This window comes from Acinetobacter indicus CIP 110367, from assembly GCF_000488255.1.
Classification (GTDB): Bacteria; Pseudomonadota; Gammaproteobacteria; order Pseudomonadales; family Moraxellaceae; genus Acinetobacter; species Acinetobacter indicus.
The window spans coordinates 509,416-522,621 of the sequence record NZ_KI530754.1; the positions used below are offsets into that span (position 1 = coordinate 509,416).

Below are 13,206 nucleotides of genomic sequence, written 5' to 3' on the forward strand. Positions count from 1 at the left end.
CAATCCCCCAATAAAAAATTCTCACAACGCCTAAAAAACTGCGTAAATCACAACAAGATTGTCATTTTGTTGAAGGTTTATTTACATTCAAATAGGTGCTTGTTTATGCCTTTACCAACACAATGATTAGATCCGCTCGAATTCAAGATGTCCCGAGCCTTATTCGCGTTTTGCACGACAGTATCCGATCCTGTAGCCTCGATCATCAACATCGTGAAATCAAGATTCAACGCCTGCTCGAAAATAAAAATCAGGAAAATCTGCTGTTACTGATGCACTATAACAACTGCTGGGTGTATGAGCTGCAGCATCAGGTGGTCGGTTTTATTCTGGCCAGCGATCAGGGTGAAGTTTTAATGAATTATGTCGCGCCCGATGTCCAGCAGCGTGGTATTGGCAAACTGCTGCTCAATGAAGTGTTGCATTATTATCAGCAACGCCAAATGAAACGGATTGTGCTAGCCAGCACCCGTACTGCGCTACCCTTTTATCAAAAATATGGCTTTCAGATTCAGCCGCAGGCATTTGAGCCTGTTTTACATATTCCTTTAGTCAAATATCTGGACTAAAGATTTTTCACTGGCTTAATGCCCGGCAATCCTGTACTGATCCCGGCCGGCTTCTTTGGCCAGATACAGCTGCTGATCGGCCGCTTTCATAAATTCCAGTACACTGGCATAGGGCTGCTTGCCAGTCATCCAGGCCACGCCCATACTGACCGTGACATAGTTTTTCGCATCCTGACGGGCAATGTGCTGTATCTGCTCGGCACGAACCGCCTGTAATACCTGCACCATCATCGGCTCTAATAAGGCAATCGGGACATTGTGCAGTATCAAGGCAAATTCTTCACCACCATAACGCGCTACATAGGCATTTTTAGGCAAGGCACGATTCAAGATCAGCACCAGCTGCTGCAAAACCTGATCTCCTTTTAAGTGGCCATAATGATCGTTATATTTTTTAAAATAATCGACATCCACCATCACAAACGCCAGGGTATATTCAGGCTGCTGACAGGTCTGCTCAAAACGTAGCAAAATTTCATCATTCAAGGCACGGCGATTATAGGCACCGGTCAGCGCATCAATTTTTACCTGCAATTCCAGCTTGGCATTTAACTGACTTAACTGGGCGGTACGTTCCTTGACTTTAACATCCAGCGAATTATTCAGGCTCAGCAAACGGTTATTCAGTTTTTCAATATAGGCCGTATCACGCGCATAGTTACGTGCCTGCTGCAGCATAATCAGCAAGGCATACAGACTGGTAGAAATAAACGATAAAGGAATTGATTCAATCAGGTTTAAGGCCAGCAGCAGATCATGAATAAAGCTGCCAAATAGCAGCAATACCGCACATACGGTTAATTTGGAATAGCTCAGTTTCTGCCGCAAAGTTTTGGCAAAACCGTAGATAAAATTGATCAGCACCAGCAGGCTGAATAAAGAACTCCATAACGCCAGCTGTTCCAGCACCATCGGTGGTGCCCACAATGCAGCGACCAGATTAATGGCAATAAGCAGCAGCGCAGCACAATATACCCACCGATGCAAATAACGCTGGTTAAACAGGAACATATAGCTCAAGAAAAATAAAATGGCCAGAAAACTGAACAGATATTGCAGCCGCAATCCCCAAATCCAGTTGATATCGGTAAAAGCGGTATAGGCATACGGGGGAGCAAACAGGTTGTGCAGCGCCAGAAACACAATAAAAATGCCAAATACAAACACTCTTTGTGCATTCGGCAGCATCACCCCACTGAAAAAGGAAAAGACCAGGGTAAACAGTCCAATCCCGAGCACCCCGCCGCTGATCATGGCCACGCTCATCATCAGGCGCTGGTATTGATAGTTTATGGTGCTGCTGAGTCCGATTTTTATTGAATGTTCCAGCCCGCCCCTGGAGTTCTGGAAACTGGAGGCCTGAATCGCCAGGGTAAAAGATTCACTGTCAGCAATAAAATGAGCAAGACGATGACCATTGCCGTTTTCATGGCGGGCAGCATCAGGACCGGCTTCCCCCACACGTGCCAGCGGCTCACCATTTAAATACACCCGGTAGGCACCTTGCTGGCTGGGCATCCAGATCGCAATGCGGCGACCGACAAATTCTTTTGGCAGCTGAAAATGCCCAATAAATGTGCCATAGCCTTCCATTTGGCCGGTCAGTTGCTGAAAAGAAGCCGGTAGATGTACCCGTTCTGCAGTCAGTACTGCACTGGGCTGTTGAATAAACTGCTGATTGTAAAACAGCCATGGGCCATCCAAATTGGTACTGGAACGTTCACCAAACTGCAGGGTCGTAATCAGCTGCTGCTGATAATAGGAGTCTGGTGAGGAATCATAATGTGCTCGTGCCGAAGCAAGGCTGAGTGCACACAGACACAGCCAGGCCATGAACAGGAGAGAAATCCGAAAGTACGCGCGCTGTTCCAATAAAATGATAATCCCTGCAGACATTGGAAAGGAATAATTTTAATGTACTGTGTATTGAAGGGCTTTCAAATTACTTTTTGCACTATTTTTGCACAAGCCGACCAGAGACATCCTGTTCTCCGGTCAGGGGATGTGGAAGGCTTATTCGTCGCGGGTTTTCACGTCAAATAATTCAATTTCAAAAATCAGGTTGGAATTGGCCGGAATAATATTGCCAATTTTACGCTCGCCATATGCCAGATGAGATGGCACGATCAGCTTGCGCTTACCGCCAACTTTCATCCCGAGAATGCCCTGATCCCAACCTTTAATCACACGGCCGGTACCGATCACGGTTTCAAAATAGTTACCGCGGTCAATGGAAGAATCGAACTTGGTACCATCTTCCAGCCAGCCGGTATAGTGAGTGGTAATTAAAGCGCCTTTGACTGCTTCTTTACCCTCACCCACTTTTAAATCAATAATTTCTAATTCTTTTGACATGCGTCTGCTCTCTTCAACCAAATCAATTGTGCATGAGTATAAAAGGAATTGATGACAGCTGCATAATTTAGGCCGCTAAATTGCAGCCGTTTATTGACCTGACACCACAGCAGCAACCGGATGGGTTACTGCAACTGTTCCCATTCAATCACAGCCTGGGCCTGATCGCCAATTAAGGTCCATTCGCCATCCATCACATTTAACTGTAGCTGCATGGTACGTTCACACAGTTGCTGAATTGCTTCGGTAGTGGCGGTAGACAGTTTCCAGACCTGAACATTTTTCAGGGTTTTCAGCTTGCTGGAGCGTTTATACCAGTCATCGACATTGCTGCCATAGGCCACCACCGCCACCTGTTGGCAACGGGCGCTGGCTTTTTTAACCTTGTCTTCATCCGGGCAGCCGACTTCAATCCAGTTTATTAGCTGACCTGTGAGATCTTTTTGCCACAGCGCCGGCTCATCGGTTTCAAACAGGTCTTTGGTGAATTCCAGTGCCTCATCGGCATAGCGGGCAAATGCCAGAATACGCACCATCAGGCGCTCGATGGTTTCAGACGGATGCAAGGCCATGGTGAGCTGATAGTCACCATATTGATGCACATCCATATTGGCAATATTTAAATCTGCTTTATAAATTGTTGCTTTAAGCGCCATACACGTGATCCTCAAATTTGGCGCCTAGCATATCGGATTTTGCTGCCCCGTGCTGAACAGATTCTAGGCAGCATTGTCAATGCGACAGGCCAGCAGCTGTTCCTCAAACGCGCTCCAGTCCCGGGCATTACGATAAATCAGCTCAATCCGGTTATCGGTATTTTCTGGTGATGACTGATAGTTAAATTGCTGCGGATTGAAATTAAAGGTTTTCCAGCCCCGATTGGTGTGAAAAATTGCTTTAATCCGCAACCAGTCCTGCTGCTCACAGAGCAGATCCAGCAATGTATAAAAGTCAAATTGCCAGCGTCGGGAAAATTTCCAGCCCGCCACCGAATACCCCTGCGCCGTTTCCACATAATGATAGGGCAACTGTTTAATTTCCGGCAGCTCTGCCTGTGCCGGCAGTGTGCGTTGCAGCTGCAATAAAGGCTGGATTTTACGCTGGATGCCGACATGGGCCAGATCAATTTCAGCCAATGGCAGCTGACCGTTTTCAGCAGCTAGCCAGCGCGGTGCATAGGCCTGATATTCCTGTTTTAATTTTTCCAGGCCCTGTTCATCTGCCGGCTGCATCTGATCCGGATGTGAAATCACAATAATCTGGGCGGCTTTTAACTGGTCGGTATACAGGTTTTGCTGGGTCCAGTCGGCATCGTGCAAACGTGAACCATCCACCACCGTGACCAAGGCGCGCATGTCCAGATGGCTGTGCCAGTGCGGTTCGGTCAGCTGTTCCAGTAATTGCAGCGGGTGCCCCAATCCGGTGGGTTCAATAAACAGCCGGTCGGGCTTGGCTTCATCTAGCAAGCGTGACAAGGCAATCTGCATTGGTAACTGGCTGCTGCAACATAAACAGCCACCGAGCAGTTCCTTAATTTCAAAACCTTCACTCTGCGGCAAAATCTGCTGGTCGATGCCGATCTGGCCAAATTCGTTCATCAACACCGCCCAGACTTCCTGCTCCGGTTTTTGACGCAGCAACTGCTGTAACAGCGTGGTTTTCCCGGCTCCCAGAAAACCGGAAATAATATGGGTTGGAACGGCGCGTGTCGGTGCAATCAGTTTCACAGGTCTACTCTTTGGCTGGGCAACGTTTGCATGCTATGCAAGATTGCCATGTGGTTCAAGCCAGCACTGCGGCTTTCTGGCTGAGATTTTTTCAGCTTGAGCCAGAAAATGCGCCTACCTTTGCTATCTTTTAGAAAAATTTAATTACATTTATCTGCCCGTAGTTTTTTCCCGTAACACTGAAATATCGGTAGCAATGTAATTTTATTTATCCCGGCATGGGGATAGTTCGAGCTATCTCCTCTGTAAGTTCGCCGATTTTAGATGCAAAAAACGGTAAATTCTTACCCAATTGCTACATTTTCTTCATTCATGTAGAGCCAATGTTAAGCAGATTTTTTGCTTTGTTGCTTCGATTGCTCAATCTACCACTGCGGCATAGCATGAAGCCTGTCCTCGATGCAGGTGATGTGCATACGAGGTCAACTCTAAAATGAATATTAAAGGATGCCCAAAATGAAATTAACTCAAATTTTACTTGCGACCACGTTTGCGGCTGCTACCGCAACCACTTTTGCTGCACCGGCAGCACCAGCGAATACTCAAACTGAAGACAAAGTGATTGTCAGCACCCAGGAACAACCAGCAGCAGCGGCCAATGCCGGTGCAGCAGATCAGCCTGCGTCTGAAGCTGCATCAAGCGATGACAAAGAAAAAACTGCACGTTAATAGTTACCATACTGTGCTTTGCTATTTTTGATGGCAGCACCGTATTAAATACCATTGTGTGAAGGTGAAACCGCTTTGATGCGGTTTCACTTTTTTATGGAAATGGTCTTTTTACTATAGAAATAAATGATCGTAACATCATCCTGAATGATTGTATTTTTATTATAAATATTCATCTAATCAACAAATTATAAAAATCATCTTATTTACTATCCTCTACAGTCCCCCTCTGTTTCCACTATGGCATAACTTGTTGAATCCCTATCTTTCACCGTTAATGGGCGTTAATCTGACGTGATTGATGGACCTCGCGATGAACACAACAAACTATACAACTGAAGTGGCAATTCTGGGTGCCGGTCCGGTCGGCTTAACCATCGCCAACTATTTAAGCAAACAAGGTATTCAGGTGATGGTGGTGGAACAGCTGGATCGCCTGATTGATTACCCACGCGCCATCGGGATTGATGATGAATCGTTGCGGACTATTCAGTCTTTAGGTCTGGTCGATCAGGTCTTGCCGCATACCACGCCCAATCATGCCATGCGCTTTCTTACCCCAAAAGGCCGCTGCTTCGCCGATATTCAACCGCTGACCCGCGAATTTGGTTTCTCGCGCCGCAATGCCTTTATCCAGCCGCAGGTCGATCAGGTGCTGTTAAACGGCTTGACCCAATATGAACAGACCCAAGTGCTTTTTTCCCGGGAACTGACCGAGTTTCGTCAAGATGCAAGTGGCGTGACGCTCAAACTGCATACCCGTGAGGGTCAGCAGGAAGTGATTCAGGCGCAGTATCTGATTGCCTGCGATGGCGGCAACTCTCTGGTACGCCGTCGTCTGAATATTGCCTTTGATGGTAAAACAGCTCCGAACCAGTGGATTGTGATTGATATTGATAATGATCCACTGGCCACGCCGCATATTTATCTGTGCTGTGACCCGGTGCGTCCTTATGTGTCCGCCGCCCTGCCGCATGGCATCCGCCGTTTCGAATTTATGGTGATGCCGGGCGAAACCCAGGAAGAACTGAGCAAACCGGAAAATATCGCCAAGTTACTGTCTAAAGTCTTGCCAACCACCGATGGTATCGAGGTCATTCGCCAGCGTGTCTATACCCACAATGCGCGTATTGCCGAAAAATTCCGTGTCGGCCGGATTTTACTGGCCGGTGATGCAGCACATATTATGCCGGTGTGGCAGGGTCAGGGCTATAACAGCGGCATGCGTGATGCCTTTAACCTGGCCTGGAAAATGGCGCTGGTGATTCAGGGCAAAGCCGCTGCCGAGCTGCTCGATTCATACCAGATTGAACGTAAAGACCATGCCAAAGCCATGATTGATTTATCGGTGATGGCCGGGCATGTGCTGGCACCGCCAAAACAATGGCAAGGTATTATCCGTGATGGTATTTCCTATGTGCTGAATTACATCAAGCCAATCAAACAGTATTTGCTGGAAATGCGCTTTAAGCCGATGCCGAAATATCAGGATGGCGCCCTGTTGCCACAAACCGATAAACACTCGCCGGTCGGTAAAATGTTTATTCAGCCGCAGGTACAACTGGCCTCAGGTGAAACGGTGCTGCTGGATGACGTACTGGGCAATGATTTTGCGATTATCGCCTGGGGGGTTGATCCAAAATGGGGACTGTCTGACAGCAGCATGCAGCAATGGCAGAAACTGGGGGTGAAATTTATTCAGGTAATTCCTGCGGTGCAGCTCAAACATCCACAGCCGAAACACTCTGCAGATGTGATTACCATTGGTGATCTGGGCACAGAAATTCGCAGCTGGTTTGGCAAAACCACAGGCTCGGTGGTAATTTTACGCCCTGACCGTTTCGTTGCGGCGCTGGCAATTCCGCAAACCCTGGAAAGTACCAGTCAGCAACTGTTCCAGAAACTGCATGCCCAATAAGATGAACCCTTCAAAAAACCACGCTCAGGCGTGGTTTTTTGCTATTCGCGCTCATGTTCATGCCGCTGTTTCAATGCTGATCCAGCTGCTGAAACCAGATCACCTGACTTAAGGATGGCCGCTGCGCCGTCCATTGCAGATACGGCCGGAATTCTTCCAGATAAGGAATGGCTTTCAGAGCAATGGCATAGGCCAGCCAGTACGCCAGATACAAATCTGCGGCACTCATACGCTCACCGAGCAAATAGGGGTTGGCCTGCTGCAGTCCCTGTTTTAAAAACGCCATCAGATCTTCCGGCAATCCCATCCCTAAACCGCGTTTATGCTGTTCGAGCTGGGCCTGACTGATCTGGAAATTGCTCAAGTCAATCCATTCGGTTAATGGGCCATGACAGAAAAATAGCCATTTGAAATAGGCGCCGCGCTGCGGATCATCCAGGGCCGGGGCCAAACCTTGTTCAAAGAAATGATCAGCCAGATAGGCAAAAATTGCCGGGGTTTCACTAATAAAAACCGGACCATCGACCAGTAGCGGCACTTTACCCAAAGGATTCATGGCCCGATACTCTGGCTGTTGCAGATCTTCCCAACTGACCTGAATAATCTCGATCTGATCCTGAATCTGCAGCTCCTGTAATAGCGGCATCAGGGTCTGACCACGTGATTGAGGATGCGTATACAGTTGCATGTGGAGTTCCTCGACAGCATCAATGCTTATATTTTAAGCTTGCTGTCCGGCGAGAAACGCTGTTGATTTGTGTCCATCTTTAACGGCTTCACCAGTTTTAAAAAACCGGCTGCGCCGAAATGCAGTTAGGCGTAGCACACGCTTTAGCCAAAATCCATATAAAACTGCGCTTTTAACACTTTTAAAATCAGCTCAATCGCTTCGCTGCGAGGTTGTTTGCGATAGCTGGCATAGAGGCCAATCATCGGCAGTGGTTCCAATGTGTTTTTCACCACAATTTTATCGCCAAGTAGCGGAATCACATAAGCGGGCACCAGACTCCAGCCGACGCCCATCCCGACCAGATTAACGTTCATCAGAATATTGGTGGAATGCTGCACCACATGAATCTCCAGCCTAGACTGCTTTAAAAAGTCCTGAATAATTTTGTACAGCTGCGGTGAGGCGTGCTCATCACTAATCACAAAATCCTGCTGCTGAAAACTTTTGATGCTGATATGTTTTAAGCTGGCCGCCGGAGAATCTTTCGGCACAATCAGGGTCAGTGGTTCATCAAAAATCTGGATTGACTCAAACGCTCCCGATTCATCTGGATAGCGGGTAAAAGCAATATCAATTTCCGCCCGACTTAAGGCCTTAAACTGCTCGGCATCCGGCAGGCTATGAAAATGGATTTTTAAATCGGGAAACTGGGCACGAATATTCGGCATGATATAAGGAAACACTTTCATTTCGGCCACCGGCACAAAGCCGATATTCAACTGTGCTTTTTGCGCCTGTGCCACTTGCCGCGCTTCCTGAATGGCTTTGTCGGCATAGTCCAGACACAAACGCGCCTGCTTTAAAAAGGCCTCGCCTTCTGGAGTCAGTTCCACTTTACGGTTGGAACGCAGCAATAACTGTACCCCGACCTCCTGTTCCAGATCTTTAATTTGCTGGCTTAAAGATGGCTGCACGGTATACATTCTGGCTGCGGCCCGGGTAAAGTTCAGCTCTTCTGCCACCGCAACAAAATAACGTAAATGTCTTAATTCCATGTTGAAGCCTCTTAGGGAGCCTGACGCAAGGTTGGTGTGACCATGGCTTTGTAAAGCAGCAAGGTCAACAGCACCAGCACGGCGCAGAGTAAATAGGTCAGCTGGAAGCCCATCCAGGCAATCAGGATGCCCATCAGCATGGAACCGAGTGCCAGCCCCAGATCAAACAGGGTAAAGAACGTTGAAATCGCATGACCCATGCGCTGTTTATTGACCGTTTGAATGGCCACGGTTTGCAGACACGGAAACAAGGTGCCGTAGCCAATACCAATAAACACCGCCGACAGCCATAAAATCCACGGATTAGATAAAAAGCTGACAATCACCAGTCCCATGGCAAAACATACAAAAGACGGATACATCACCGCACTTGGACCTTTACGATCATAACGCTTGCCGACCCACGGCCGCACCACAATCATGGACACAGCAAAGACCACAAAGAACAGACTGGTATAGGCCAGTAACTGCTTGGCTTCACTATAGGCAGTAATAAAACTGATCACGCTGGAATAGGCCAAGGCAGTCAGCATGGCCACCAGCCCCACCGGAATGACCCGGGTTTCGACAATATCATGCAGGCTCAGCCGGGGTTTCGTGGCAGATGGATCAGACAGATTAGCTGGTTTGACCCGATCATCCTGCAGTTTCAGGCTAAGGCAGAACAGAAAACCCATCGCCATAATCACTGCCAGCACGGCAAACAACACCCGAAAACTGGTGAACTGGATGGTGGTTAAGGCAATTAAAGGCCCAAAAACCACGCCCAAATTGGTCGACATCACAAAATAACCAATGCCCTCGCCTTTACGCGCTTCTGGAATAAAGTCACTGGCCACCGGCACCGCCACCGTGGTTAAAATACTGAACCAGATGCCATGTAAAAAACGCACCAGCAGCAGGCTCCACATGCTGTCAATCCAGATATAGCAAAAGGCAAACAGCACAAAGCACAGCTCAGAACCACGAAAAGACAGTTTCTTGCCCAGCTTTTCCACGATTAAACCGGAAAACGGCCGGATGGCAATCGAGGACACCAGAAACAGGGTCAGAGCCAAACCGGCTTCTTTGACCGTGCCGCCCAGATCATTCATGATATAAATTGGTAATACGGCTAGCAGGGCAAAATAATAAACAAACAGAAACAGGTTATTGAAAAGACACAGAATAAATGCACGATTCCATAATGCAGCAGAACTTTGAGCAGACATAGGCTTAGCGCTCCTGCGCATCAATAAGCGGCTGAACCCGGACTGGTGCCAGCACCATCTCAATCAGCTGCTGAATATAGTCGGCATCGGGCATCCGGTTAAAGAAAATAATCTGGTAATGAATCGGTGCATATAGCGTGTCGAGCATCAGTTCAAACGGATACTGCGCCACAATTTCGCCACGCTGAATCGCCAGCTGAATCAGCTTGCGCATCTGTTCACGCCGTGGCAGCAAATATTCACGAAAAAATGCTGCGGCAGTTTCACGCTGCTCGGCCATCACCACCAGTACCGCCCGCCCAACCTGATGGTTCAGCGCCTGACTCAGCTTAAACAATTGCTGGGTCAGGTTAAACTGCAAAGACTGGCTAAAGTCGAGTTCAAAAATCGAGGCGGTTTGCAGCTTAAAGGCATCGAACACCAGTTCGGATTTATGTTTCCACCAGCGGTAGATGGTCGATTTCCCTACGCCGGCCCGCGCGGCAATATCCTCAATGGTCAGATGGCTATAGTCATACTCTGCCAGTGCCTCGACTACGGCATTTAAAATACATTGCTGCCGCCGTGATGATTTTTCAGTTTCCATACCCAGCCCAAAACGAAACGATACGTATCGTTTTATAATAAGCCAGTTGGTGCCAGATGGCGAATGATTCTTCTGTCGTCTGGTATAAAAAATGTGGCAATAAAAAAGACCTGAAATTTCAGGTCTTTCTTCAACACAGTGAAAGTCAGACTTAAATCGACTTCTTGTAAATACTGCAAGATGGATGAGTACCTTCCTGTAAACGCGCCACTTTACGCTGTTCTGCCGCTTCAAAACGGCAGCGTTTCCAGTCATTGTCCAGATTTAAGGCCGGCACCTGTTTGGGTTTGCCCTGCTCATCAACTGCGACCATGGTAAAATAGCAACTGTTGGTATGACGCACGGTGCGTTTTTGAATGTTCTGCGCTTCGACGCGAATGCCAATTTCCATGGAAGTACGGCCTACATGGTTCACACTGGCCAGGAAAGTCACCAACTCGCCGACATGAATTGGTTCCTTAAAGTTCACTTTATCTACCGAAAGTGTCACCACATAGCTGCCTGAATAACGGCTGGCACAGGCATAAGCCACCTGATCCAGTAATTTTAGAATTGTTCCCCCATGAACATTACCGGAAAAGTTTGCCATATCTGGCGTCATTAACACCGACATGGTTAATTCAGATTGATCTTCTAAGATGGGTTTAAGCTGATCTAATGGGGACATCTTGTTTTCGGCTCTTATAAAAGACAGGATATGTGAATATTATTATATCGTTTTTAACACAAATTAAATGTTCAATTCGGCAATAAAGTCATCATTATTATTTATGGTGATTGGGGTATTATTTAGAAAAATATATAGTGTTTTGTGCTATTACTTGAATTTTCAATTATTTATCCACATCCCGACACCACTTGAACAGGCTTTCAGCAGGTGCGTCAGGAGGTGGATTTTTTCCATTCGGGCCGATGAGCTCAGCCCAAAATTGGACTTTTACTGCCTGAGTTTTTAAGCCGGGTTGATATGACGCAACATTTCCGGCGACACATGACCATAATTTAAAACATTTTGTGCATCGAGCTGGGCTTCAATTTCATAGGAACCATCGGCATTAATTTTTTTAATGGTAAAAATAATTTGTTCCATGCTGGCCAGTTGTACAGATTGTCCAATGTGTAATTGCTTCATGCTCATGCCCTGCTCAGTTTTAGCTTCTAAGATAAATCATTATATTCTAATGCGGCCAGTATAAGAGCTTTATTAACAATAGGTAAACTTAAATAGCTGAATTAAAATACACTTATATATAAACTTTAAATATTAATCGCAACCTTTTGAGCATGAATCGAAATACCTTTATTGAATAACATCAGGCAATTAACGCCAAAAGCAAATTGCAATATGAGCATTCTTGCCATTTTTATTCGACTTAAGTTATAGAAAAAAACCGGCAGCATTCTAGCGCCCCGAATGTGTATCAACAGTATTTTGTTGCAGGTTATAGGTTTGAATCCGGTGACCATCGGCATAGCCTTTATGCTGATAGACCTGCGAAATCTGCCCCAGCTTGCCATAGGCGGCGACCACACCGGCCTGCATGGTGGCTTCGCGGCCCTGCACATCAAAAATATGTGCTTTTTCGCGTAAATCTGGCTGAATCACAATATCGGCATGTTTCAGCTCTTCCTGAGCCAGATGCTTCTGCATGATATTAATATTCTGGTTAAACAGCCCCCAGACATGGCTGGTTTCGGTATACATCGGCTGGGCCAGAATATCGACCGCAATCACAATGTCCGCACCCAGTTCGCGGGCGACATTTACCGGTACCGGACTGACCAATCCACCATCGACATATTCGGCATCGGCAATTCGGGTTGGAATAAACATGCTTGGAATTGACACCGACGCCCGTACCGCCTGTCCGGTATTGCCGGCATTAAACACCACTTTCTTGCCCTGTTTTAATTCAGTGGCCACCACATACATCGGAATTGGCATCTGCTCTAACGGCAACTGGTTGACCTGCGTATTGACATAGTTCTCGACTTTTTTGCCATCGAAGAAACCTTTCATATCCAGTTTGATGTCACGGACATCATTGGCTTTCATGTTCAGGGCAATCTGACGCAGCTCATGCGCACTTTTGCCGCTGGCATAAATCGACCCGACTATACTGCCGGCACTGGTCCCGACAATAAAATCTGGACGGATGCCATTTTGTTCCAGCACTTCAATCACGCCAATATGGGCATAACCGCGCGCGCCGCCGCTGCCCAGTACCAAGGCAATGACCGGGTCCTGTCCGGTATATTGCGGCAACGTTTTAAAATTCATGCGTGCGTTCTGCTGGCTGGCCTCTGCCATTGCCGGGGTTGCCATTAATTGGGAGGACACCCGCTGATGCTGTTCTGGCAGATGCTGACAGGCGCCTAAGGTCAGCATGACTGCCCCCATCACACTGATAAAGCCAAGATTTTTATTCAACATGGATTCCTCGAT

Annotated in this window: 14 protein-coding genes; 3 read left to right on the forward strand and 11 right to left on the reverse strand. The window is 47.3% G+C overall.

Going from position 1 to position 13,206, the window contains the following annotated elements; translation table 11 throughout:
- The first annotated feature begins 122 nt into the window (after positions 1 to 122).
- A complete protein-coding gene (locus P253_RS07175) occupies positions 123 to 569 on the forward strand; it encodes a GNAT family N-acetyltransferase (protein WP_016659313.1) in 447 nt (148 codons plus the stop codon).
- A gap of 15 nt (positions 570 to 584) precedes the next feature.
- Here the strand turns inward: P253_RS07175 and P253_RS07180 are convergent, their stop codons facing one another.
- From P253_RS07180 to P253_RS07195, 4 genes are all read right to left on the reverse strand, one after another.
- Positions 585 to 2,465, reverse strand: a complete 1,881-nt coding sequence (locus P253_RS07180; protein ID WP_016659314.1) for a sensor domain-containing diguanylate cyclase — start codon at positions 2,463 to 2,465, stop codon at positions 585 to 587.
- Between the two features lie 117 nt (positions 2,466 to 2,582).
- Positions 2,583 to 2,924 (reverse strand): FKBP-type peptidyl-prolyl cis-trans isomerase, encoded by a 342-nt coding sequence (locus P253_RS07185; RefSeq protein ID WP_005179461.1) that lies wholly within the window; start codon positions 2,922 to 2,924, stop codon positions 2,583 to 2,585.
- 125 nt (positions 2,925 to 3,049) lie between these two features.
- Complete coding sequence (locus tag P253_RS07190; protein ID WP_016659315.1) at positions 3,050 to 3,580, reverse strand: YaeQ family protein; 531 nt, start codon at positions 3,578 to 3,580, stop codon at positions 3,050 to 3,052.
- Between the two features lie 63 nt (positions 3,581 to 3,643).
- Positions 3,644 to 4,651 (reverse strand): CobW family GTP-binding protein, encoded by a 1,008-nt coding sequence (locus P253_RS07195; RefSeq protein ID WP_016659316.1) that lies wholly within the window; start codon positions 4,649 to 4,651, stop codon positions 3,644 to 3,646.
- A 456-nt stretch (positions 4,652 to 5,107) separates the two neighbouring features.
- Here P253_RS07195 and P253_RS07200 point away from each other — a divergent pair, with 456 nt between their 5' ends.
- Both P253_RS07200 and P253_RS07205 read left to right on the forward strand, forming a co-directional pair.
- On the forward strand, positions 5,108 to 5,320 hold the full coding sequence (locus tag P253_RS07200; RefSeq protein ID WP_005179468.1) for a hypothetical protein: 213 nt from the start codon (positions 5,108 to 5,110) through the stop codon (positions 5,318 to 5,320).
- Positions 5,321 to 5,633: 313 nt separating this feature from the next.
- Positions 5,634 to 7,238: a bifunctional 3-(3-hydroxy-phenyl)propionate/3-hydroxycinnamic acid hydroxylase gene (locus P253_RS07205; RefSeq protein WP_016659317.1), complete on the forward strand. Its 1,605-nt coding sequence runs from the start codon at positions 5,634 to 5,636 to the stop codon at positions 7,236 to 7,238.
- A gap of 70 nt (positions 7,239 to 7,308) precedes the next feature.
- Here P253_RS07205 and P253_RS07210 read toward each other — a convergent pair whose 3' ends face one another.
- The 7 genes from P253_RS07210 to P253_RS07240 all read right to left on the reverse strand — a co-directional run bounded on the left by P253_RS07210 (position 7,309) and on the right by P253_RS07240 (position 13,194).
- Positions 7,309 to 7,926, reverse strand: a complete 618-nt coding sequence (locus P253_RS07210) for a glutathione S-transferase family protein (protein ID WP_016659318.1) — start codon at positions 7,924 to 7,926, stop codon at positions 7,309 to 7,311.
- A 143-nt stretch (positions 7,927 to 8,069) separates the two neighbouring features.
- Positions 8,070 to 8,963 carry a LysR substrate-binding domain-containing protein gene (locus P253_RS07215; RefSeq protein WP_016659319.1) on the reverse strand — a complete coding sequence of 298 codons (894 nt, stop codon included), beginning with the start codon at positions 8,961 to 8,963 and terminating at the stop codon, positions 8,070 to 8,072.
- 11 nt (positions 8,964 to 8,974) lie between these two features.
- A complete protein-coding gene (locus P253_RS07220) occupies positions 8,975 to 10,174 on the reverse strand; it encodes an MFS transporter (RefSeq protein ID WP_016659320.1) in 1,200 nt (399 codons plus the stop codon).
- 4 nt (positions 10,175 to 10,178) lie between these two features.
- The gene (locus P253_RS07225; protein WP_016659321.1) at positions 10,179 to 10,760 is read right to left on the reverse strand and encodes a TetR/AcrR family transcriptional regulator; all 582 of its coding nucleotides are present in this window, start codon (positions 10,758 to 10,760) and stop codon (positions 10,179 to 10,181) included.
- 151 nt (positions 10,761 to 10,911) lie between these two features.
- Positions 10,912 to 11,427 (reverse strand): acyl-CoA thioesterase, encoded by a 516-nt coding sequence (locus P253_RS07230; RefSeq protein ID WP_005179490.1) that lies wholly within the window; start codon positions 11,425 to 11,427, stop codon positions 10,912 to 10,914.
- A gap of 285 nt (positions 11,428 to 11,712) precedes the next feature.
- Positions 11,713 to 11,892, reverse strand: a complete 180-nt coding sequence (locus P253_RS07235; RefSeq protein ID WP_227543056.1) for a hypothetical protein — start codon at positions 11,890 to 11,892, stop codon at positions 11,713 to 11,715.
- A 270-nt stretch (positions 11,893 to 12,162) separates the two neighbouring features.
- Complete coding sequence (locus tag P253_RS07240) at positions 12,163 to 13,194, reverse strand: patatin-like phospholipase family protein (RefSeq protein WP_016659322.1); 1,032 nt, start codon at positions 13,192 to 13,194, stop codon at positions 12,163 to 12,165.
- Between the last annotated feature and the right edge of the window lie 12 nt (positions 13,195 to 13,206).

Excerpts from the sequence above, each read along its gene's own strand:
- P253_RS07190 (WP_016659315.1), bottom strand. The coding sequence starts at position 3,580 with ATGGCGCTTAAAGCAACAATTTATAAAGCAGATTTAAATATTGCCAAT.
- P253_RS07240 (WP_016659322.1), bottom strand. The coding sequence starts at position 13,194 with ATGTTGAATAAAAATCTTGGCTTTATCAGTGTGATGGGGGCAGTCATG.
- P253_RS07175 (WP_016659313.1), top strand. The coding sequence starts at position 123 with ATGATTAGATCCGCTCGAATTCAAGATGTCCCGAGCCTTATTCGCGTT.
- P253_RS07220 (WP_016659320.1), bottom strand. The coding sequence starts at position 10,174 with ATGTCTGCTCAAAGTTCTGCTGCATTATGGAATCGTGCATTTATTCTG.
- P253_RS07205 (WP_016659317.1), top strand. The coding sequence starts at position 5,634 with ATGAACACAACAAACTATACAACTGAAGTGGCAATTCTGGGTGCCGGT.
- P253_RS07215 (WP_016659319.1), bottom strand. The coding sequence starts at position 8,963 with ATGGAATTAAGACATTTACGTTATTTTGTTGCGGTGGCAGAAGAGCTG.
- P253_RS07210 (WP_016659318.1), bottom strand. The coding sequence starts at position 7,926 with ATGCAACTGTATACGCATCCTCAATCACGTGGTCAGACCCTGATGCCG.
- P253_RS07230 (WP_005179490.1), bottom strand. The coding sequence starts at position 11,427 with ATGTCCCCATTAGATCAGCTTAAACCCATCTTAGAAGATCAATCTGAA.
- P253_RS07200 (WP_005179468.1), top strand. The coding sequence starts at position 5,108 with ATGAAATTAACTCAAATTTTACTTGCGACCACGTTTGCGGCTGCTACC.
- P253_RS07235 (WP_227543056.1), bottom strand. The coding sequence starts at position 11,892 with ATGAAGCAATTACACATTGGACAATCTGTACAACTGGCCAGCATGGAA.
- P253_RS07180 (WP_016659314.1), bottom strand. The coding sequence starts at position 2,465 with ATGTCTGCAGGGATTATCATTTTATTGGAACAGCGCGCGTACTTTCGG.
- P253_RS07185 (WP_005179461.1), bottom strand. The coding sequence starts at position 2,924 with ATGTCAAAAGAATTAGAAATTATTGATTTAAAAGTGGGTGAGGGTAAA.
- P253_RS07225 (WP_016659321.1), bottom strand. The coding sequence starts at position 10,760 with ATGGAAACTGAAAAATCATCACGGCGGCAGCAATGTATTTTAAATGCC.